The organism is Variovorax boronicumulans (genome assembly GCF_040544675.1).
Lineage (GTDB): Bacteria > Pseudomonadota > Gammaproteobacteria > Burkholderiales > Burkholderiaceae_C > Variovorax > Variovorax boronicumulans_D.
In genome coordinates, this window is sequence record NZ_JBEPKK010000006.1 from 140,024 (window position 1) to 158,888 (window position 18,865).

The following is an 18,865-nucleotide window of genomic DNA, read 5'->3' on the forward strand; positions in this document are numbered from 1 at the left end:
GAAATACCAAGCAACATGTCCCGATTTCAAGTGAAAAAGGTCGCCGTGCTCGGCGCCGGCGTGATGGGCGCGCAGATTGCGGCCCATCTCGTCAATGTGCGCGTGCCCGTCGTGCTGTTCGACCTGGCCGCGAAAGAAGGCCCGAAGAACGGCATCGTCACGCGCGCCATCGACAACCTCAAGAAGCTCAAGCCCGCGCCGCTCGGCGACGTGGCCGATGCAGGCCTGATCGAGCAGGCCAACTACGACGACGACCTCGCCAAGCTAGGCGAGTGCGACCTCATCATCGAAGCCATTGCCGAGCGCATGGACTGGAAGCTCGATCTCTACAAGAAGATCGCGCCGCATGTCGCCAAGCATTCGATCCTGGCCTCGAACACCTCGGGCCTGTCGATCACCAAGCTCAGCGAAGCCTTGCCTGAAGCTTTGAAGCCGCGCTTCTGCGGCATTCACTTCTTCAACCCGCCGCGCTACATGTTCCTGGTGGAGCTGATCAACACGCCCACCACTCAACCCCAGGTGCTCGACGACCTGGAGGCCTTCGTCACCAGCACGCTCGGCAAGGGCGTGGTGCGCGCGCACGACACGCCCAACTTCATCGCCAACCGCGTCGGCATCGCCGGCATGCTGGCCACGCTGAAGGAAGTCGAGAAGTTCGGCCTCACGCCTGACGTGGTGGACGACCTCACCGGCAAGAAGCTGGGCCGCGCGAGCTCGGGCACCTTCCGCACCGCCGACGTGGTGGGCCTGGACACCATGGCCCACGTCGTGAAGACGCTGCAGGACAACCTGAACGCCGAGAGCGATCCGTTCTACGCCAACTTCGCGACGCCGCCGGTGCTCGCCAAGCTGCTGGAGCTGGGCAACCTCGGGCAGAAGACCAAGGCCGGCTTCTTCAAGAAGGTCGGCCGCGACATCCTGCGCTTCGACCTGCAAAGCGGCGAGTACGTGCCCGCCGGCGCCAAGGCCGACGAGGTGTACGGCCGCATGCTGAAAAAGCCCGCGGGCGAGCGCCTGAAGCTGCTGCGCGAGAGCGAAGGACCGCAGGGCCAGTTCCTCTGGGCCATCTTGCGCGACGGCTTCCACTACGCCGCCGTGCACCTGGCCGACATCGCCGAGAGCGCGCGCGACATCGACTTCGCGATGCGCTGGGGCTTCGGCATGAAGCAGGGTCCGTTCGAGCTCTGGCAGGAAGCCGGCTGGGCGCAGGTCGCCAAGTGGATCCAGGAAGACATCGATGCCGGCAAGGCGCTGAGCACCGTGCCGCTGCCCCGATGGGTGTTCGAAGGCGCCGTGGCCAAGGCCGGCGGCGTGCACACGCCCGAAGGTTCGTGGAGCGCATCGCAGGGCCAGTTCATTCCGCAACGCAAACTGCCGGTGCATGACCGCCAGCTGTTCCCCGAGAGCGTGCTCGGCGCGAACGCGCCCGATGCCAACACGGCCGGAACGACGATCAGCGACGAAGGCGATGTGCGCGTGTGGACGCTGGACGGCGAAGTGCTCATCGCAAGCATCCATTCGAAGATGCACGCCATCAGCCCCGACGTGGCCGAAGCGCTGGGCGCTGCGGTCGACCTGGCCGAGGCCGAATACAAGGGCCTGGTGATCTGGTCGCCCGACGAGATGTTCTCGGTCGGCGCCGACCTGCAGGCGATGCTGCCGGCCTTCGTGGTCGCGGGCATCGGCGCGGTCGAAGGTGCGGAAGAAGAACTGCAGAACGTGATGCTCAAGATCCGCTACGCGAGCGTGCCGGTCGTGTCGGCGGTGCGCGGCCTGGCGCTGGGCGGCGGTTGCGAGCTGGCCGTGTATTCGTCCAGGCGCGTGGCTGCGATGGAAAGCTACATCGGCCTGGTTGAAGTGGGCGTGGGCCTGATCCCCGGTGCGGGCGGCCTGACCTACATCGCACGCCGTGCGGCAGAGAACGCAGCGGCTTCCACGGGCACCGATCTGCTGCCTTTCCTCACCGAAGGCTTCACCGCCGCGGCGATGGCCAAGGTCGGCACCGGCGCATTCGATTCGAAGAAGCTGGGCTACCTGCTCGACAGCGACGTGATCGTGCCGAACAAGGACGAACTGCTCTACGTGGCGCTGCAGCAGGCGAAGGCCATGGCCGACGCCGGGTATCGCGCACCGCTGCGCCGAACCTTCCGCGTGGCAGGCCGCAGCGGCGCCGCGACGATAAAGGGCCAGCTGGTGAACATGCGCGACGGCGGCTTCATCAGCGCGCACGACTTCCACATCGCCAGCCTGATCGCGAACGTGGTCACGGGCGGCGACGTGGACGCGGGTTCGCTCGTGACCGAGGAGTACCTGATGACGCTGGAGCGCAAGGCGTTCTGCTCGCTGATCGTGCATCCGAAGACGCAGGAGCGGATCATGGGGATGTTGAGTACGGGGAAGCCCGTCCGGAACTGACGAGGTTGCCTCTTCCTCCTTCCCCCTTTGGGGGAAGGCCGGGATGGGGGCAAGCAGCCTATGCAAAACCAATCCACTCCCAAGGCACAGCAGAACGCCCGTGCTCTGCGACACCAGCATCCCATCGGAAACTACATCGCCGACTTCGCATGCCTCGACCCCAAGCTGATCGTCGAACTCGATGGATCGCAACACCAGGCGCAAGAAGGCTACGACGTGCGACGCGACGCCTTTCTGCGTGCACAGGGATTCGACGTGCTGCGCTTCGCATCGAACGATCCGTTCGTCAATTTTGAAGGGGTGCTCCAGGCCGTCATCAACCGATTGGACGAGTTGAAGGCCGCTTGCCCCCATCCCAACCTTCCCCCAGAGGGGGAAGGAGCCAAATCCAGGAGCTATCCATGAAACAAATCCAAGACGCCTACATCGTCTCCGCCACCCGCACCCCCATCGGCAAGTCCCACCGCGGCTACTTCCGCAACTACCGCCCCGACGACCTGCTCGCGACCACGCTGAAGGCGGCGCTCGCCGCCGTGCCCGGCCTCGACCCCAAGGCCATCGAAGACATCATCTGCGGCTGCGCGATTCCCGAGTCGCAGCAGGGACTGAACATCGCGCGCATCGGTGCGGTGTTGGCGGGCCTGCCGACCAGCATCGGCGGCATCACCGTCAACCGCTTCTGCGCCTCGGGCCTGTCGGCCGTGCAGATGGCGGCGGACCGGATCCGCGTGGGCGAGGCCGACGTGATGATCGCGGCCGGTGTCGAGAGCATGAGCATGGTGCCGATGATGGGCAATGCGCCCTCGCTGTCGCCCTCGATCTTTGAGCGCGAAGGCGACGTGGGCATTGCCTACGGCATGGGCCTCACGGCCGAGAAGGTCGCGCAGCAGTGGAAGGTGAGCCGTCAGGCGCAGGACGAATTCGCACTCGCCTCGCACCAGAAGGCACTGGCCGCGCAGAAGGCCGGCAAGTTCGCCGACGAGATCACACCCATCGAAGTGACCGACCGCACGCCGGACCTGGAGAGCGGCGAGGCGATCGCCAAGACCCGCACCGTCAGCCTCGACGAAGGCGCACGCCCCGACACCAGCATCGAAGGACTCGCCAAGCTGCGCACCGTGTTCGCCGCGCGCGGCACGGTGACGGCCGGCAACAGCTCGCAGACCTCCGACGGCGCGGGTGCGCTGATCCTGGCGAGCGAGAAGGCCGTCAAGCAATACGGCCTCACGCCGCTCGCGCGCTTCGTGAGCTTCGCGAGCAAGGGCGTGCCGCCGCACATCATGGGCATCGGTCCCATCGAGGCGATTCCGGCCGCGCTGCGCTATGCGGGCCTGAAGCACGAAGACATCGACTGGTTCGAACTCAACGAAGCCTTCGCTGCGCAATCGCTCGCGGTGATCAACACGCTGGGGCTCGATCCGTCGAAGGTCAATCCGATGGGCGGCGCGATCGCACTGGGCCACCCGCTGGGCGCAACCGGCGCGATCCGCGCGGCGACCGTGGTGCATGCGCTGCGCCGCGAGAACCTGAAGTACGGCATGGTCACGATGTGCGTGGGGATGGGGCAAGGCGCGGCAGGAATTTTTGAACGCGTCTGATCGGCAACGCGCAAGACACCGCGTCGAGTGTCGGCGCAACGAAGGAGACAACTTCATGCAGACGCAGCAGCTCCCGGTCGATGGCGGCGCACAGCAACTGGCAGTTCGCCGCTACGAACCCGCCGGCGCACCGCGCGCCAGCATCGTGATCGGCGGCGCGATGGGCGTGCGCCAGTCGTTCTACGAACCCTTCGCGCAGTGGCTCGCCCAGCAGGGCCTGCGGGTCTGGACCTTCGACTACCGGGGCTCGGGCGATTCACGCGGCGATGCGCCGTTGCGCGGCTTCAAGGCCGACCTGTTCGACTGGGCGCGCGATTACGAAGCGGTGATCGACACCGCCAAGGCCGCGTTGCCCGATCAACCGCTCTACCTGCTGGGCCACAGCCTCGGCGCGCAGCTGCCGGGCTTTCTCCAGCGACCCGAGCAGGTTGCGGGCCTTGTCAGCATCGCCGCCGGCAGCGGCTACTGGCGCGAGAACGCACCCCAACTGCGCCGCAGCATCCTCTATTTCTGGTTCGTGCTGGTGCCGCTGGTCACGCGGCTGTGCGGCTACTTTCCGGGGCGCAAGCTCAAGAAAGTGGGCGACCTGCCGCGCGGCGTGATCCTGCAGTGGCGCCGCTGGTGCCTGAACCCGCGCTACAGCGTCGGCGCCGAAGGCGAGCGCGCATCGCAGAGCTACGGGCGCGTGCGCTTCCCGGTGCTCGCGCTGTCGATCACCGACGATGAACTCATGACGCTCGCGGGCACCGAGAGCCTGGTGAGCTTCTACGCGGGCGCACCGAGCGCGGTCGAGCGCATCGCGCCGGCCGACGTGCAGGCGCGGCGCATCGGCCACTTCGGTTTCTTCCGCGAACAGTTCAGCCAGAGCCTTTGGCCCAGCACGGTCGACAAGCTGCACCGGCTCGCGGCGCTTACCGCGGTGCAGCAAGCCAACGTCCCGCACACGACTGCCTGACGCCATTCACCGGAGGCACACTGCAAGCACCATGAGCAGCACGCAACACCCCTTCGACAAAGCCCTGGCCCTGCACCACAGCGACATCCGCGTGGGCCACTTCACAGGCAGCACCAGCCCCGACTACTGGAACATGGTCGGCCCGTTCGGCGGCACCACCGCGGCGCTGGTCCTGCAGTCGGTGCTGCGGCACCCCGACCTGCTCGGCACGCCGATCGCGTTGACCGTCAACTACGCGGCCGCGCTCGAAGCCGGCGCCTTCGACATCCAGGCCACGGCGGTGCGCACCAACCGTTCGACGCAGCACTGGACGGTGCAGATCACGCAAGCCGGCCCGAGCGGCGCGCCCAACATGACCACCACCGCCACCGTGGTGACCGCCGCGCGCCGCGACACCTGGGGCGAGAGCGACATGCCGATGCCCGAGGAGGCGCCCAGGCCCGAGACGGTCGAGCGCATGAGCATCGGCCCCTCGGGCGTGGCCTGGATCAACCAGTACGAGATGCGCCCGTTCAGCGGCGGCATTCCCGCGAAGTGGGATGGCAGCCTGCAGCACAGCGAAACCCGCATCTGGCTGCGTGACGCGCAGCCGCGGCCGCTCGACTTTCCTTCGCTGGCCGCGATGAGCGACATGTTCTATCCGCGCGTGTGGCTGCGCCGCGCGAAGCACGTGCCGGCGGGCACGGTGTCGATCACGACCTACTTCCACGCCGGGCCGGAGCAACTGGCCGAGGTGGGCACGGGCTACCTGCTGGGCCGCGCGGCCGGGCAGCAGTTCTTCAACGGCTTCTTCGACCAGACGGCACATCTGTGGAGCGAGAAGGGCGTGCTGCTCGCCACCTCCAACCAGATCGTTTACTACAAGGAATAGCACCATGGCGCTGAACAAGGCTGCACTCATCGTCGGAGCCGGCGATGCCACCGGCGGCGCCATCGCCCGCCGCTTCGCACGCGAGGGTTATGCCGCCTGCGTCACGCGGCGCAGCCTCGACAAGCTGCAGCCGCTGGTCGCGCAGATCGAGGCCGATGGCGGCCGTGCCCATGCCTTCGCCTGCGATGCGCGCAAGGAAGAAGAAGTGGTCGCGCTCGTCGAGCAGATCGAATCGACCATCGGCCCCATCGAGGTGATGGTGTTCAACATCGGCGCCAACGTGCCCGAGAGCATCCTCACCGAGACCGCGCGCAAGTACTTCAAGGTGTGGGAGATGGCGTGTTTCTCGGGCTTCCTGAACGGGCGCGAAGTGGCCAAGCGCATGGTCGCGCGCGAGGTGCCGAAGGGCGGGCATCGCGGCACGATCATCTTCACCGGTGCCACCGCATCGCTGCGCGGCGCCGCCAACTTCGGTGCGTTCTCGGGCGCGAAGATGGCTTTGCGTGCGTTGGCCCAATCGATGGCGCGCGAGCTGGGGCCGCAAGGCATTCACGTCGCGCATGTGGTGGTCGACGGGGCCATCGACACCGAGTTCATCCGTAGCAATTTCCCCGAACGCTATGCGTTGAAGGAAAGCGACGGCATCCTGAACCCGGATCACATCGCCGACAGCTACTGGATGCTGCATTCGCAGCCGCGCGATGCGTGGACGCACGAACTCGACCTGCGGCCCTGGTCCGAGAAGTTCTGACAAATTACAAGACACAAGATCCGGAGACACCCATGACAAAGACCGTCGAGTTCTATTTCGATTTCGGCAGCCCCGCCGCCTACCTGGCCGCGACCCAACTGCCGCACGTCTGCGCAGACACCGGCGCCGAACTGGTGTGGAAGCCCATGCTGCTGGGCGGCGTGTTCCAGGCCACGGGCAACCATTCGCCCGCGGAGATCAAGCCCAAGGGCCCGTACATGAACATCGACCTCAAGCGCTTCGCCAGGCGCTATGGCGTGCCGTTCGTGCACAACCCGCACTTCCCCATCAACACGCTGCTGCTGATGCGCGGCGCCACCGGTATCCAGATGAAGGAGCCGGCGCGCTTCGGTGCGTACGTCGATGCGGTCTATCACGCGATGTGGGTCGAGCCGCAGAACCTCGGCGACCCGGCCACCGTCGGCGCGGTGCTTCAAAATGCGGGCTTCGACGCCACCGCCTTGCTCGCGCTGGCCGGCGCGCAGGAAACCAAGGACCGCCTCAAGGCCGTCACGCAGGAAGCCGTGGAGCGCGGCGTGTTCGGCGCACCCACCATGTTCGTCGGCGACCAGATGTTCTGGGGGCAGGACCGCCTCGATTTCGTGCGCGAAGCCCTCGACGCCTGAGCGCATCGCCAGCAGCAACCGTTTTTATCCAAGGACCATTCCCATGAGCGACATCCTCGTCCACACCGAAGCCGGTGTGATGACCATCACCTTCAACCGCGTCGACAAGAAGAACTCGATCACCAGCGGCATGTATGCCGAGCTGGCCGACGCGCTGGCCACGGCCGAGAGCGAAGTGGCGGTGCGCTGCGTGCTGATCCAGGGCGACCCGACGATCTTCAGCGCGGGCAACGACATCGGCGACTTCCTCAACGCGCCGCCCGCCACGCAGGAATCGCCGGTGTTCCGGTTCCTCCGCGGCATCGCGACCTTTCCGAAGCCCATCGTCGCGTCGGTGTGCGGCCCCGCCGTGGGCATCGGCACCACGATGCTGTTCCATTGCGATCTGGTCTATGCCGGCGACAACGCGGCCTTCTCGATGCCTTTCGTGAACCTGGGTCTGTGCCCCGAGGCGGCGTCGAGCCTGCTGGTGCCGCAGATGCTCGGCTACCACCGTGCGGCCGAAGCGCTGCTGCTGGGCGAGCCTTTCATGGCCGAGGCCGCGCTCGAAGTGGGTTTGGTCAACCGCGTCGTGCCGCCGACCGAAGCCAACGGCATCGCGCAAACGCAGGCCCGCAAGCTCGCGGCCAAGCCGCTGACCGCGCTGGTCGAGACCAAGCGCCTGCTGAAGAAGGGACAGATGCCCGCTGTGCTCGAGCGCATGGGCGAAGAGGGCGTGAGCTTCGGCCGCATGCTGCGCGAACCGGCCGCCAAGGAAGCGTTCGGTGCATTCATGGAGAAACGGAAGCCCGATTTCTCGAAGGTCTGAGGGTAGGCCCTCGTTGGCCCGGCTACACCGGCCGCATACACTGGCCGGCGTGCAAATTTCAGAGACAAGTCTGCTTGAAGCGCCCGTCCCACGGGCACATGATGCTACTGAAAAAGTAGCATTCAATCCCCTGCGCAGGCGTACTTTGGGTTTGCTCGCGGGCGCGCTGGCGACGCCTTCGCTGGCCTTGGCGCGTGTACGGCCATTGCGCATCGGCGTCATCGGTTCGTGGTCGGGCCCTTATGCCGGCGGTGGACGCCAGTTCGATGCGGGCATGTCGGCCTGGCTGGCCGCGCACAACCAGCGGATCGCAGGCCGTCCGGTCGAGTTGCTGCGCCGCGACGTGCCGGGCAGCGCGCCCGAGCAGGCGCGCCGCAATGCACAAGACCTCGTCGAGCACGAACGCGTCGACCTGCTCGCGGGCCTGGATTTCAGCTCCAACGCCTACGCCGTCGGCACTGTCGCTACGCAGGCCAAGCTGCCTCTGGTGGTGATGAACGCGGCGTCTTCGGGAATCACGGCGCGCTGTCCCTATGCGGTGCGGGTGTCCTTCACCATCGCCCAGGTCACGCTGCCGCTCGCGCGCTGGGCCTTGCAGCAGGGCCTGCGCGACGTCTGCACCGTGGTGGCCGACTACGCCTCGGGCGTCGATGCCGAAGCCGCCTTTGTCTCGGGCATCACCGCGGGCGGCGGGCGGGTCGGCGCGATGCTGCGGGTGCCGCTCAACACGCTGAACTACTCGGCCTACATGCTGCGGCTGCGCGAACTCAAGCCGCAGGCGTTGTTCTTCTTTCTGCCCTCGGGGCAGATGCCGGCGACCTTTCTCAAGTTCTGGCGCGACCGCGGCATGGCCGACACCGGCATCCGCCTGCTCGCGACCGGTGACGCCACCGACGACCACTACCTCGAAGGCATCGGCGAACTGGCCGACGGACTGGTGACCAGCCATCACTACTCGTTCGCCCACGAGTCGCCGGCCAACCGCCGCTTCACGGGCGTCTTCGAGACCGAGTACGGCAGCCACCTCAGGCCGGGTTACTTCGCGGTGGCGGCGCACGATGCGCTTGCGGCGATCGACGCGGCGATGAGCTCGCCGTCGGCGCGCGGCACCCCGAGCGGGGAGCGGTTGGTGGATGCCTTCCGTGGCCTGAAGCTCGAAAGCCCGCGCGGGCCCATCGAGATCGACGCCCACACGCGCGACATCGTGCAGACCGTCTACATCCGCCGCACCGAGCGGCACGACGGGCGCTGGATCAACCGCGAGTTCGAGCGCTTCGAACGGGTGCGCGACCCGGGCGTCTGATGTGATGCAGCAGAGCCGTTCGCACTGAGCTTGTCGAAGTGTGGGCGCAAGGCTTCGACAAGCTCAGCCCGAACGGTTTTGGCTTTCAGGTGGGCTGCTGCTCGATGACGCGCGGCCGCCCGTTTTCGTCGATCGCCACGTAGGTGAAGGTGGCCTGCGTCACCTTGATGTACTCGCCCTGCGCCATGAAGCGCTCGGCATACACCTCGACCGTCACCGTCACCGAGGTGCGACCGATGCGCACCAGCTTCGAATAGAACGAGAGGATGTCGCCCAGCCGCACCGGCTGCTTGAAGATGAATTCGTTGACCGCCACCGTGGCCTGCCGGCCCTTGGCGTAGCGCGCCGGAATCACCGAGCCGGCCAGGTCGCACTGGGCCATGACCCAGCCGCCGAAGATGTCGCCGTTGGCGTTGCAGTCGGCCGGCATCGGAATGACCTTGAGCACCAGTTCCATGTCGCTGGGCAGGCTCTTGAGGGTGGCTGCGGCCGCGGCAGCGTTCGAGGCGGCACTGGAAGAAGTGGACATGGGCACAATCTGGCAACAAACAACAACCACGATTGTCCCTCATGCGCCGCAGCGGCGAAGCCCTTCCCACCCCCCACACCGTCTCCGGCCACCCGCCCGAGAAAAGCGACCGTTCCGACTGGGCGACGCTGCGCCGGCTCTTCCCCTACCTCTGGCAGTACAAGTGGCGGGTGATCGCAGCGCTCGCGTTCATGGTGGGCGCCAAGGTCGCCAACGTGGGCGTGCCGGTGCTGCTGAAGAACCTCATCGACACGATGACGCCCAAGCCCGATATGGCGCAGGCGCTGCTGATCGTGCCCGTCGGGCTGCTGCTGGCCTACGGGCTGCTGCGCTTTTCGACCGCGCTCTTCGGCGAGCTGCGCGAACTGATCTTCGCCAAGGCCACCGAGGGCACGGCGCGGCAGATCGCGCTGGAGGTGTTCGGCCACCTGCACGCGCTGAGCCTGCGCTTTCACCTGGAGCGCCAGACCGGCGGCATGACGCGCGACATCGAGCGCGGCACGCGCGGCGTGCACTCGCTCATTTCGATGTCGCTCTACAGCATCGTGCCGACCATCATCGAGCTGGTGCTGGTGCTCACCATTCTGGGCGTGAAGTTCGATTCGCTGTTCGTGTGGATCACCGGCGCAGCGCTGGTGCTCTACATCGGCTTCACGGTGACGGTGACCGAGTGGCGCACCCAGTTCCGCAAGACCATGAACGAGCTGGACTCGATGGCCCAGAGCCGCGCGGTCGATTCGCTCCTGAACTACGAGACGGTCAAGTACTTCAACAACGAAGACTTCGAGGCGAAGCGCTACGACGCGAGCCTTGACCGCTACCGCAAGGCGGCCATCAAGAGCCAGCGCACGCTGAGCATGCTCAACGCCGGGCAGCAGTTGCTGATTGCCATCAGCCTGGTGCTGATGCTGTGGCGCGCCACTTCGGGCGTGGTCGAAGGGCGCATGACGCTGGGCGACCTGGTGATGGTCAACGCCTTCATGATCCAGCTCTACATTCCGCTCAACTTTCTGGGCGTGATCTATCGCGAGATCAAGCAGAGCCTGACCGACCTGGACAAGATGTTCGTCCTGATGGAAAAGGAGCGCGAGGTGCGCGATGCGCCCGGGGCGCAGCCGCTCGCGGGCGCCGACTCGACCATCCGTTTCGAGGACGTGAGCTTCGCCTATGAGCCCGACCGTCCGATCCTCAAGCATGTGAGCTTCGAGATCCCTGCCGGCAAGACGGTGGCGGTGGTGGGCCCTTCGGGTTCGGGCAAATCCACGCTCGCGCGGCTCCTCTATCGCTTCTACGACGTGCAGCAAGGGCGCATCACGATCGGGGGCGAAGACATCCGCGAAGTCACCCAGGCCAGCGTGCGCCGCGCGATCGGCATCGTGCCGCAGGACACGGTGCTGTTCAACGACACGGTCGAATACAACATCGCGTACGGCCGGCCCGGGGCGACGCGCGAAGAAGTCGAAGCGGCGGCGCGTGCCGCGCGCATCCACGACTTCATCTCGGCCACGCCCAAGGGCTACGAGACGACGGTGGGCGAGCGCGGCCTCAAGCTCTCGGGCGGCGAGAAGCAGCGCGTGGCCATCGCGCGCACGCTGCTCAAGAACCCTCCGATCGTGATCTTCGACGAGGCCACCTCGGCGCTCGACTCGGCCAACGAGCGCGCCATTCAATCGGAGCTCAGGAGCGCCGCGCAGGACAAGACCACACTGGTCATCGCGCACCGCCTGTCGACGGTGGTCGATGCGCACGAGATCCTGGTGCTGGAAGCGGGCGTGATCGTCGAGCGCGGCACGCACGCCGAGTTGCTTGCCAAGCAAGGGCGCTATGCCCAGATGTGGGCTTTGCAAAAGAGCGAGTCAGCCCCTTTGCTCTAGCGCGATCATTCATTCATTCCCTTTTCCATTGATCCAGGAGTTCAGACGTGTCGACCAAGATTCCCCTGCTGGTGCTCAACAGCCTCTCGAGCGCCCACCAGGCCCAGATTGCCGAGGTCTACGACGTGACCTATGCTTTCGGCGACGCAGAACGCGCGGCGGCCATCGCGGAGCACGGCAAGAAGTTTCGCGCGGTGCTGACCATCGGTGTGATCGGCATCACGCCCGAGGAAATCGCGGCCATGCCAGCGGTCGAGCTGATCTGCTGCATGGGCGCGGGCTATGAAGGCGTGCCGCTCGATGTGACGCGCGCGCGCGGCATCGTCACGGCCAACGGCGCCGGCACCAACGACGACTGCGTGGCCGACCATGCCTTCGGCCTGCTGATCGGCATCGTGCGCGAGTTCCGCAAGCTCGACCGGCTCTGCCGCGAAGGCGTGTGGCGCGAGGCCATTCCGCAGCCGCCGAACGTGTCGGGCAAGAAGCTCGGCATCCTGGGCCTGGGCACCATCGGCCAGAAGATCGCCAAGCGAGCCGCCGCGTTCGACATGGAGATCGGTTATCACAACCGGAAGCCGCGCGAAGGCGCGACGCACCGCTACTTCGACGACCTGAAGTCGCTGGCCGCATGGGCCGACTTCCTGATACTGGCCGCGCCGGGCGGGCCTTCGACGAAGCACTTGGTCAATGCTGAAGTGCTCGATGCGCTGGGGCCGCAGGGGTATCTGGTGAGCATCGGCCGCGGCAGCGTGGTCGACACCGAGGCGCTGGCCACCGCGCTGCGCGAGGGGCGCATTGCGGGCGCGGGGCTGGACGTCTACGAAAGCGAACCCAAGCGCCCGGAGCCGCTGGTCGGCCTGGACAACGTGCTGCTCACGCCGCACATGGCCGGCTGGTCGCCCGAGGCGACGCAGAAGTCGGTGGACCATTTTCTTGCGAATGCCCAAGGGCACTTTGCGGGGCGCGGCGTCCTGACGCCGATCTGAAGGTCTTGCCCCTTCCCCTCCGGGGGAAGGTTGGGATGGGGGCAGACGGCGCTGGCGATGCAGGCAGCGTTCGATAGATGCGCCGCTTGCCCCCACCCCCGCCCTCCCCCGAAGGGGAGGGAGTCAAGCCAAGGCAGAAGGGCGGTGGGCGCCCCATCCGCAGGCCTGGTCATACGCATGCCCAAGCCGCAGCACGTCGAGATCCGCATGGATCGGCCCGGCCAGCTGCAACCCCATCGGCAGCCCACCTTCACTGAAGCCCGCGCGCACATTCAATGTCGGCAACCCCGCCAGCGTGAACGGCGTGACGATCTCCATCCAGCGGTGGTACGTGTCGCTCTTCACGCCGGCCACCGAATCGGGCCAGTGCAGTTCGGCGTCGAACGGAAACACCTGCGCGGTCGGCGCCACGACGAAATCGAAACGCTCGAAGAGCTTGAGGAACGCGCGGTACACGTTCGAGCGATAGAGCGAAGCCTGGTACAGCGAGGCCGCATCCAGGTGCCGGCTCTGCTCGATTTCCCATTGCGCCTCAGGCTTGAGCTGCGCGAACAGCTTGGGATCGCTCAGGTAGGCGCCGAGCTTGCCGCCGACCAGCAGTTGCCGCAGCCGCAGCCACGCGCTCCAGTTGTGCTCGCGCGGCACGTCGAGCGTGCAGGGCTCGACCTCGCAGCCGATGGTGCGGAAGGTGTCCAGGGCCTTCTCGCCCAGTTCGCGAATGCCAGGCGCCAGCGGCAGGTCGGGCCAGATGCTGCCGAGCCAGCCGATGCGAAGGCCCGTGCCGTCGCCATTCAATTCGATGGCATCCGCCGAGGGCAGCGCATTCGAAGACGACAGCGGCACGCGCCCGTCGAAACCCGACTGCACCGCGAGCAGCCGTGCCGTGTCTTCCACCGTGCGCGCCATCGGGCCTTCGCAGCCCAGTTGCTGGAAGAACAGCTCCTGCTCCGGATCGCCGGGCACTCGCCCGCGCGAGGGCCGCATGCCGATCACGTTGTTGAAGGCGGCCGGGTTGCGCAGCGATCCCATCATGTCGCTGCCATCGGCCACCGGCAGCATGCCCAGGGCCAGCGCCACGGCCGCGCCGCCGCTGCTGCCGCCCGCGCTGCGCTCGGGCGCATAGGCGTTGCGGGTGATGCCGAAGACGGTGTTGTAGGTGTGCGAGCCCAGGCCGAACTCGGGCGTGTTGGTCTTGCCGATGACGATGGCGCCGGCCGCGCGCATGCGCGCAACGTGCAGGCTGTCGGTGCGCGAAGGCGAGCGCGGCGACAGCGGCGAGCCCATCGAGGTCGGCAGCCCGGCGGCGTGGCTCAGATCCTTCACCGCGAGCGGAAAGCCGTGCATCCAGCCGCGCCGTTCGCCGCGTGCCAGTTCGGCATCGTGCTCGCTGGCTTCGGCCAGCAGCTGTTCGGGCTCACGCAGCGAGACGATGGCGTTGAAGCGCGGGTTCAGCGCCTCGATGCGGGCCAGCGAGGCCTGCATCAACTCGTGGCAGGAGACCTCGCGGGCAGCGATGCGTTGCGAAAGCTCGGTGGCGCTGAGGTCGAGCAGGTCGTCTGAGGGCATGGCGCGTGCGGAAAAAAGGAGGGACGCCCAGTATGGCGCGGCGCTCGCATAATCGCCGCGTATGGAAACAAAGTGGCTAGAAGACTTCATCAGCTTGGCGGAAACCCGCAGCTTCAGCCGCTCGGCCCAGTTGAGGCATGTGACGCAACCGGCGTTCTCCCGGCGCATCCAGGCGCTCGAAGGCTGGGCCGGCACCGACCTGGTCGACCGCAGCTCCTACCCCACACGCCTCACGCCCGCGGGCCAGACGCTCTACAGCCAGGCCATCGAGATGCTGCAGTCGCTGCAGAGCACCCGGGCCATGCTGCGCGGGCACTCGGCCGCCGGGCAGGACGTGATCGAGATCGCCGTCCCGCACACGCTGGCCTTCACTTTCTTTCCCTCGTGGGTCACCAGCCTGCGCGAGCACTTCGGGCCCATCAAGAGCCGGCTCATCGCGCTCAATGTGCACGACGCGGTGCTGCGGCTGGTCGAAGGCAGCTGCGACCTGCTGATCGCCTACCACCACCCCTCGCAACCCCTGCAGCTGGACAACAACAAGTACGAGATGGTCAGCCTGGGCGAGGAAACCGTCGCCCCCTGGGTCAAGGCCGATGCCGACGGCGCGCCGCGCTTCCGGCTGCCGGGCCGCCCGGGCCAGCCGCTGCCCTACCTGGGCTATGCGCCGGGCGCCTACCTGGGCCGGGTGGTCGACCAGTTGCTCAAGGAATCGGGCACGGCCATCCACCTGGACCGCGTCTACGAGACCGACATGGCCGAAGGCCTGAAGGTCATGGCGCTCGAAGGCCACGGCATTGCCTTTCTCCCGCAGAGCGCAGTGCGCAAGGAGATCAAGGCCCGCAAGCTGGTGAGCGCGCTGCCGCCCGAGATCGACAGCCTGGAAGCGACCATGGAAATCCGCGCCTACCGCGAGCGGCCCGGCACGCCGGTGCCGGTCAAGACCGGCACCGGGCGGTCTTCCAAGACCGCCGTGGTGTCCGAGGGCATGCAGCCCAAACGCACCGCCGATGCCCTGTGGTCCTACCTGGTCGGCACCCAGCCGATCCGTTGACGACGGTTTTGTGCACCGCACAATCTATAAATGCTGCGCATAAGGCCTCCCGCAAACGGCATTGGCAGCGTGAGCACGGCGGTACTACAGTCGCGGCAGTTTTTCAGCTGCTGAGCCAGCCACCCCACCGGCACGCGCCTTGCGCGTGCTTTTTTTTAGCCGAGGAACCTGCATGAGCGCCAATTTCAGGACCGAACACGACTTCCTCGGCGAAAAGCGGATTCCCGCCGAGGCCTACTGGGGCGTGCACACCGCACGGGCCGTCGAGAACTTCGCCATCTCGGGCACCCGCATCTCGGCCATGCCCGACCTCATTCGCGCGCTGGCCTACGTCAAGAAGGCCGCCACCCGCGCCAATGCCGACCTGGGCGCCATCGACCGCGACCGCGCCGCGGCGATCATCCTGGCCTGCGAGGACATCATCGAGGGCAAGCTGCTCGACGAGTTCGTGGTCGACGTGATCCAGGGCGGCGCCGGCACCTCGACCAACATGAACGCGAACGAGGTCATCTGCAACCTCGCGCTCGAAAAGCTGGGCCACGAGAAGGCACGCTACGACGTGCTGCACCCCAACGACCACGTCAACGCCTCGCAGAGCACCAACGACGTGTACCCCACGGCGGTGCGCCTGGCGCTGTGGTTTGCCATCGGCAAGCTGCTCGAAGCCATGGCCGCGCTGCGCCGCAGCTTCGAGGCCAAGGCGCTGGAGTTCAAGGACATCCTGAAGATCGGCCGTACCCAACTGCAGGACGCGGTGCCGATGACGCTGGGCCAGGAGTTCCTGACCTACGCGATCATGATCGGCGAGGACGAGGCCCGCCTGGGCGAGGCCCGCGCGCTGATCGAGGAAATCAACCTCGGCGCGACCGCCATCGGCACCGGCATCAACGCGCCGCACGGCTACGCGAATCTCGCCTGCCAGTACCTGGCCGAGCAGACCGGCGTGCCGCTGAAGCAGGCCGCCAACCTCATCGAGGCCACGCAGGACACCGGCGCCTTCGTGCAGCTGTCGGGTGTGCTCAAGCGCGTGGCGACCAAGCTCAGCAAGACCTGCAACGACCTGCGCCTGCTCTCCAGCGGCCCGCAGGCCGGCTTCGGCGAGATCCGGCTGCCCGCGCGGCAGGCGGGCTCGTCGATCATGCCGGGCAAGGTCAATCCGGTGATCCCGGAGGTGATGAACCAGGTGGCCTTCGAGGTGATCGGCAACGACATCACCGTGACCATGGCGTCCGAAGCCGGCCAGCTGCAGCTCAACGCCTTCGAGCCGATCATGGGCTGGAGCCTGTTCAAGAGCATCAAGCACCTGGGCAACGCCTGCAACACGCTGCAGCTGAACTGCGTGGACGGCATCGAGGCCAACCGCGAGTTCCTGGCCAAGCGGGTTCGCGAGTCGGTGACGCTGGTGACGGCGCTCAATCCGCTCATCGGCTACGAAAAGGCCGCGCTCATCGCCAAGACGGCGCTGGCCACCGGCGGGCCGATCGACCTGGTGGCCGAGTCCCTCGGAATCATGACGCGCGCCGAAATGGAAGCGCTGCTCATTCCCGCGAACCTCACCCAGCCGGTGCGCCTGTCCGCCGCACCGGTTCCCCCCGCCGCCGAGCCTTCGGGCACAAAGGCTGCTTAGTGAAAGTCGGACAATGCCAGGAGGCAGGATCGCACCACGCTGGCGCTGCAATGCGCGCAGCCGGTGCAGGGCACGATGGGATGCCCTGCGGATGCACCGGGTTGGTCCGGGTATCACGCAGAATGTGAATGTCTAAAATTTAGTTGTATCTGTTTCAGTCACCCTCAGGAGTTATCTGCATGAAAAAACAAGCAATGGCATTGGCAATCGCGGCGTTCGCCACCAGCGGCGCTTTCGCGCAAGCCAACGACACCCTGGCCAAGATCAAGGCCTCGGGCGTCATCACCGAAGGCGTGCGTGAATCGTCGGGTCTGTCGTACACGCTGGGCAACGGCCAGTACACCGGCTTCCACTACGACGTCTGCGCCAACATCATCAAGGACCTGGAAAAGGCCGCCGGCAAGAAGCTCGAAGTCAAGTACCAGCCCGTGACCTCGCAGAACCGCATCCCCCTCGTGCAGAACGGCACCGTGGACATCGAGTGCGGCTCCACCACCAACAACGCCACCCGCCAGAAGGACGTGGCCTTCGGCGTGACCACCTACGTCGAAGAAACCAAGATCATCGTCAAGGCCAACTCGGGCATCAACTCGCTGGCCGACCTGAAGGACAAGACGGTGGCCACCACCACCGGCACCACGCCGCTGCAGACCGTGCGCAAGCAAAAGCGCGCCGAGAACCTGACCTTCAAGGAGGTCTACGGCAAGGACCACTCCGACAGCTTCCTGCTGCTGGAAACCGGCCGTGCCGACGCCTTCGTGATGGACGGCTCGATCCTGGCTTCGCTGGCCGCCAAGTCCAAGGCACCGAAGGACTACAAGATCCTGAACGACGTGCTGGCCGTCGAGCCCATCGCCATCATGATCCGCAAGGACGACCCCGCCTTCAAGAAGGCCGTGGACGACAGCATCAAGGCACAGGCCAAGTCGGGCGAGCTGACCAAGCTGTACGACAAGTGGTTCCTGAAGCCGATTCCCCCGGCAGGCGTGACCATCAACCTGCCGCTCGGCGAAGCCACCAAGAACGCTTGGGCCAACCCGAACGACAAGCCGGCTGAAGAGTACGTCGTCAAGGAATAATCGGCGCGTCGCTGCGTGAATGACGCCCACCTTTCAAGGTGGGCGTTTCTTTTCAAGAGACGGTTTTTTCGAAGACGGTGAAGGAGTTAAGAAATGGGAAACTGGGATTGGCAGGTCTTCCTGCAGGACCCGGGGGGGGACTATCCGACCTACCTGCAATGGATGCTCTCGGCCTGGGGCTGGACGGTGTCCGTCGCGGTGCTGGCGCTGATCGTGGCGCTGGTGCTGGGCTCGCTGATCGGCATCATCCGCACGCTGCCCGACAGCCCGTGGCTGGTGCGCTTCGGCAATGCCTGGGTGGAGTTGTTCCGCAACATTCCGCTGCTGGTGCAGATCTTCCTCTGGTATCACGTCATTCCGGCGATGGTCCCGGCAATGAAGAGCGTGCCCAGTTTCATCCTGGTGGTGCTGGCGCTGGGCTTCTTCACCTCCGCGCGTATCGCCGAGCAGGTGCGCTCGGGCATCCAGGCGCTGCCCAAGGGCCAGCGCTATGCGGGCATGGCGGTGGGTTTCACGACGGTGCAGTACTACCGCTTCGTGATCCTGCCGATGGCCTATCGCATCATCATCCCGCCGCTCACCAGCGAGACGATGAACATCTTCAAGAACTCGTCGGTCGCGTTTGCGGTGTCGGTCACCGAGCTCACCATGTTCGCCATGCAGGCGCAGGAAGAAACCTCGCGCGGCATCGAGGTGTACCTGGCGGTCACCGCGTGCTATGTGGTGTCGGCCCTGGCCATCAACCGGCTCATGGCGTTCATCGAGAAGAGGACCCGCGTGCCTGGCTTCATCGTCTCGGCCAGCGCCGGCGGCGGAGGACACTGAC

The 18,865-nt window shown here is 66.2% G+C and carries 17 protein-coding genes; 15 read left to right on the top strand and 2 right to left on the bottom strand.

Going from position 1 to position 18,865, the window contains the following annotated elements:
- Positions 1–15 precede the first annotated feature (15 nt).
- From ABIC90_RS13130 to ABIC90_RS13170, 9 genes are all read left to right on the top strand, one after another.
- Positions 16–2,415: a 3-hydroxyacyl-CoA dehydrogenase/enoyl-CoA hydratase family protein gene (locus tag ABIC90_RS13130; protein WP_354354558.1), complete on the top strand. Its 2,400-nt coding sequence runs from the start codon at positions 16–18 to the stop codon at positions 2,413–2,415.
- Positions 2,416–2,475: 60 nt separating this feature from the next.
- Positions 2,476–2,820 (top strand): endonuclease domain-containing protein, encoded by a 345-nt coding sequence (locus ABIC90_RS13135; RefSeq protein ID WP_354354559.1) that lies wholly within the window; start codon positions 2,476–2,478, stop codon positions 2,818–2,820.
- Positions 2,817–4,013: an acetyl-CoA C-acyltransferase gene (locus ABIC90_RS13140; protein ID WP_354354560.1), complete on the top strand. Its 1,197-nt coding sequence runs from the start codon at positions 2,817–2,819 to the stop codon at positions 4,011–4,013. Before ABIC90_RS13135 ends, ABIC90_RS13140 begins: the two co-directional genes overlap by 4 nt.
- Positions 4,014–4,068: 55 nt before the next feature.
- Positions 4,069–4,968 carry an alpha/beta hydrolase family protein gene (locus ABIC90_RS13145; RefSeq protein WP_354354561.1) on the top strand — a complete coding sequence of 300 codons (900 nt, stop codon included), beginning with the start codon at positions 4,069–4,071 and terminating at the stop codon, positions 4,966–4,968.
- Between the two features lie 31 nt (positions 4,969–4,999).
- On the top strand, positions 5,000–5,839 hold the full coding sequence (locus tag ABIC90_RS13150; RefSeq protein ID WP_354354562.1) for an acyl-CoA thioesterase: 840 nt from the start codon (positions 5,000–5,002) through the stop codon (positions 5,837–5,839).
- A gap of 4 nt (positions 5,840–5,843) precedes the next feature.
- The gene (locus ABIC90_RS13155) at positions 5,844–6,590 is read left to right on the top strand and encodes an SDR family oxidoreductase (protein ID WP_354354563.1); all 747 of its coding nucleotides are present in this window, start codon (positions 5,844–5,846) and stop codon (positions 6,588–6,590) included.
- 32 nt (positions 6,591–6,622) lie between these two features.
- Positions 6,623–7,216, top strand: a complete 594-nt coding sequence (locus tag ABIC90_RS13160) for a 2-hydroxychromene-2-carboxylate isomerase (protein WP_354354564.1) — start codon at positions 6,623–6,625, stop codon at positions 7,214–7,216.
- A 43-nt stretch (positions 7,217–7,259) separates the two neighbouring features.
- Positions 7,260–8,024, top strand: a complete 765-nt coding sequence (locus ABIC90_RS13165) for an enoyl-CoA hydratase (protein ID WP_354354565.1) — start codon at positions 7,260–7,262, stop codon at positions 8,022–8,024.
- 145 nt (positions 8,025–8,169) lie between these two features.
- Positions 8,170–9,327, top strand: a complete 1,158-nt coding sequence (locus ABIC90_RS13170; RefSeq protein WP_354354566.1) for an ABC transporter substrate-binding protein — start codon at positions 8,170–8,172, stop codon at positions 9,325–9,327.
- A gap of 85 nt (positions 9,328–9,412) precedes the next feature.
- Here the strand turns inward: ABIC90_RS13170 and ABIC90_RS13175 are convergent, their stop codons facing one another.
- Complete coding sequence (locus ABIC90_RS13175; RefSeq protein ID WP_354354567.1) at positions 9,413–9,856, bottom strand: acyl-CoA thioesterase; 444 nt, start codon at positions 9,854–9,856, stop codon at positions 9,413–9,415.
- A 41-nt stretch (positions 9,857–9,897) separates the two neighbouring features.
- Here ABIC90_RS13175 and ABIC90_RS13180 point away from each other — a divergent pair, with 41 nt between their 5' ends.
- Positions 9,898–11,730, top strand: a complete 1,833-nt coding sequence (locus ABIC90_RS13180) for an ABCB family ABC transporter ATP-binding protein/permease (protein WP_354354750.1) — start codon at positions 9,898–9,900, stop codon at positions 11,728–11,730.
- Positions 11,731–11,777: 47 nt separating this feature from the next.
- Positions 11,778–12,716, top strand: coding sequence for a 2-hydroxyacid dehydrogenase (locus tag ABIC90_RS13185; protein WP_354354568.1), 939 nt, complete (start codon positions 11,778–11,780; stop codon positions 12,714–12,716).
- A 123-nt stretch (positions 12,717–12,839) separates the two neighbouring features.
- On the opposite strand, the gene ABIC90_RS13190 is transcribed toward ABIC90_RS13185, so the two are convergent.
- Positions 12,840–14,282: an amidase gene (locus tag ABIC90_RS13190; RefSeq protein ID WP_354354569.1), complete on the bottom strand. Its 1,443-nt coding sequence runs from the start codon at positions 14,280–14,282 to the stop codon at positions 12,840–12,842.
- Between the two features lie 61 nt (positions 14,283–14,343).
- Between ABIC90_RS13190 and ABIC90_RS13195 the strand changes: the two genes are divergently transcribed.
- The 4 genes from ABIC90_RS13195 to ABIC90_RS13210 all read left to right on the top strand — a co-directional run bounded on the left by ABIC90_RS13195 (position 14,344) and on the right by ABIC90_RS13210 (position 18,864).
- Positions 14,344–15,333 carry a LysR substrate-binding domain-containing protein gene (locus ABIC90_RS13195; protein WP_354354570.1) on the top strand — a complete coding sequence of 330 codons (990 nt, stop codon included), beginning with the start codon at positions 14,344–14,346 and terminating at the stop codon, positions 15,331–15,333.
- 172 nt (positions 15,334–15,505) lie between these two features.
- Positions 15,506–16,960, top strand: coding sequence for an aspartate ammonia-lyase (locus ABIC90_RS13200; RefSeq protein WP_354354571.1), 1,455 nt, complete (start codon positions 15,506–15,508; stop codon positions 16,958–16,960).
- Between the two features lie 179 nt (positions 16,961–17,139).
- Positions 17,140–18,039 carry an amino acid ABC transporter substrate-binding protein gene (locus ABIC90_RS13205; RefSeq protein ID WP_354354572.1) on the top strand — a complete coding sequence of 300 codons (900 nt, stop codon included), beginning with the start codon at positions 17,140–17,142 and terminating at the stop codon, positions 18,037–18,039.
- A 93-nt stretch (positions 18,040–18,132) separates the two neighbouring features.
- Complete coding sequence (locus ABIC90_RS13210) at positions 18,133–18,864, top strand: amino acid ABC transporter permease (protein WP_354354573.1); 732 nt, start codon at positions 18,133–18,135, stop codon at positions 18,862–18,864.
- The last annotated feature ends 1 nt before the right edge of the window (position 18,865 follow it).

What these genes read in the sequence shown, in the direction of transcription:
- ABIC90_RS13130 (WP_354354558.1), top strand. Translation starts at nt 16, where the DNA reads ATGTCCCGATTTCAAGTGAAAAAGGTCGCCGTGCTCGGCGCCGGCGTG.
- ABIC90_RS13135 (WP_354354559.1), top strand. Translation starts at nt 2,476, where the DNA reads ATGCAAAACCAATCCACTCCCAAGGCACAGCAGAACGCCCGTGCTCTG.
- ABIC90_RS13140 (WP_354354560.1), top strand. Translation starts at nt 2,817, where the DNA reads ATGAAACAAATCCAAGACGCCTACATCGTCTCCGCCACCCGCACCCCC.
- ABIC90_RS13145 (WP_354354561.1), top strand. Translation starts at nt 4,069, where the DNA reads ATGCAGACGCAGCAGCTCCCGGTCGATGGCGGCGCACAGCAACTGGCA.
- ABIC90_RS13150 (WP_354354562.1), top strand. Translation starts at nt 5,000, where the DNA reads ATGAGCAGCACGCAACACCCCTTCGACAAAGCCCTGGCCCTGCACCAC.
- ABIC90_RS13155 (WP_354354563.1), top strand. Translation starts at nt 5,844, where the DNA reads ATGGCGCTGAACAAGGCTGCACTCATCGTCGGAGCCGGCGATGCCACC.
- ABIC90_RS13160 (WP_354354564.1), top strand. Translation starts at nt 6,623, where the DNA reads ATGACAAAGACCGTCGAGTTCTATTTCGATTTCGGCAGCCCCGCCGCC.
- ABIC90_RS13165 (WP_354354565.1), top strand. Translation starts at nt 7,260, where the DNA reads ATGAGCGACATCCTCGTCCACACCGAAGCCGGTGTGATGACCATCACC.
- ABIC90_RS13175 (WP_354354567.1), bottom strand. Translation starts at nt 9,856, where the DNA reads ATGTCCACTTCTTCCAGTGCCGCCTCGAACGCTGCCGCGGCCGCAGCC.
- ABIC90_RS13180 (WP_354354750.1), top strand. Translation starts at nt 9,898, where the DNA reads ATGCGCCGCAGCGGCGAAGCCCTTCCCACCCCCCACACCGTCTCCGGC.
- ABIC90_RS13190 (WP_354354569.1), bottom strand. Translation starts at nt 14,282, where the DNA reads ATGCCCTCAGACGACCTGCTCGACCTCAGCGCCACCGAGCTTTCGCAA.
- ABIC90_RS13195 (WP_354354570.1), top strand. Translation starts at nt 14,344, where the DNA reads ATGGAAACAAAGTGGCTAGAAGACTTCATCAGCTTGGCGGAAACCCGC.
- ABIC90_RS13200 (WP_354354571.1), top strand. Translation starts at nt 15,506, where the DNA reads ATGAGCGCCAATTTCAGGACCGAACACGACTTCCTCGGCGAAAAGCGG.
- ABIC90_RS13205 (WP_354354572.1), top strand. Translation starts at nt 17,140, where the DNA reads ATGAAAAAACAAGCAATGGCATTGGCAATCGCGGCGTTCGCCACCAGC.
- ABIC90_RS13210 (WP_354354573.1), top strand. Translation starts at nt 18,133, where the DNA reads ATGGGAAACTGGGATTGGCAGGTCTTCCTGCAGGACCCGGGGGGGGAC.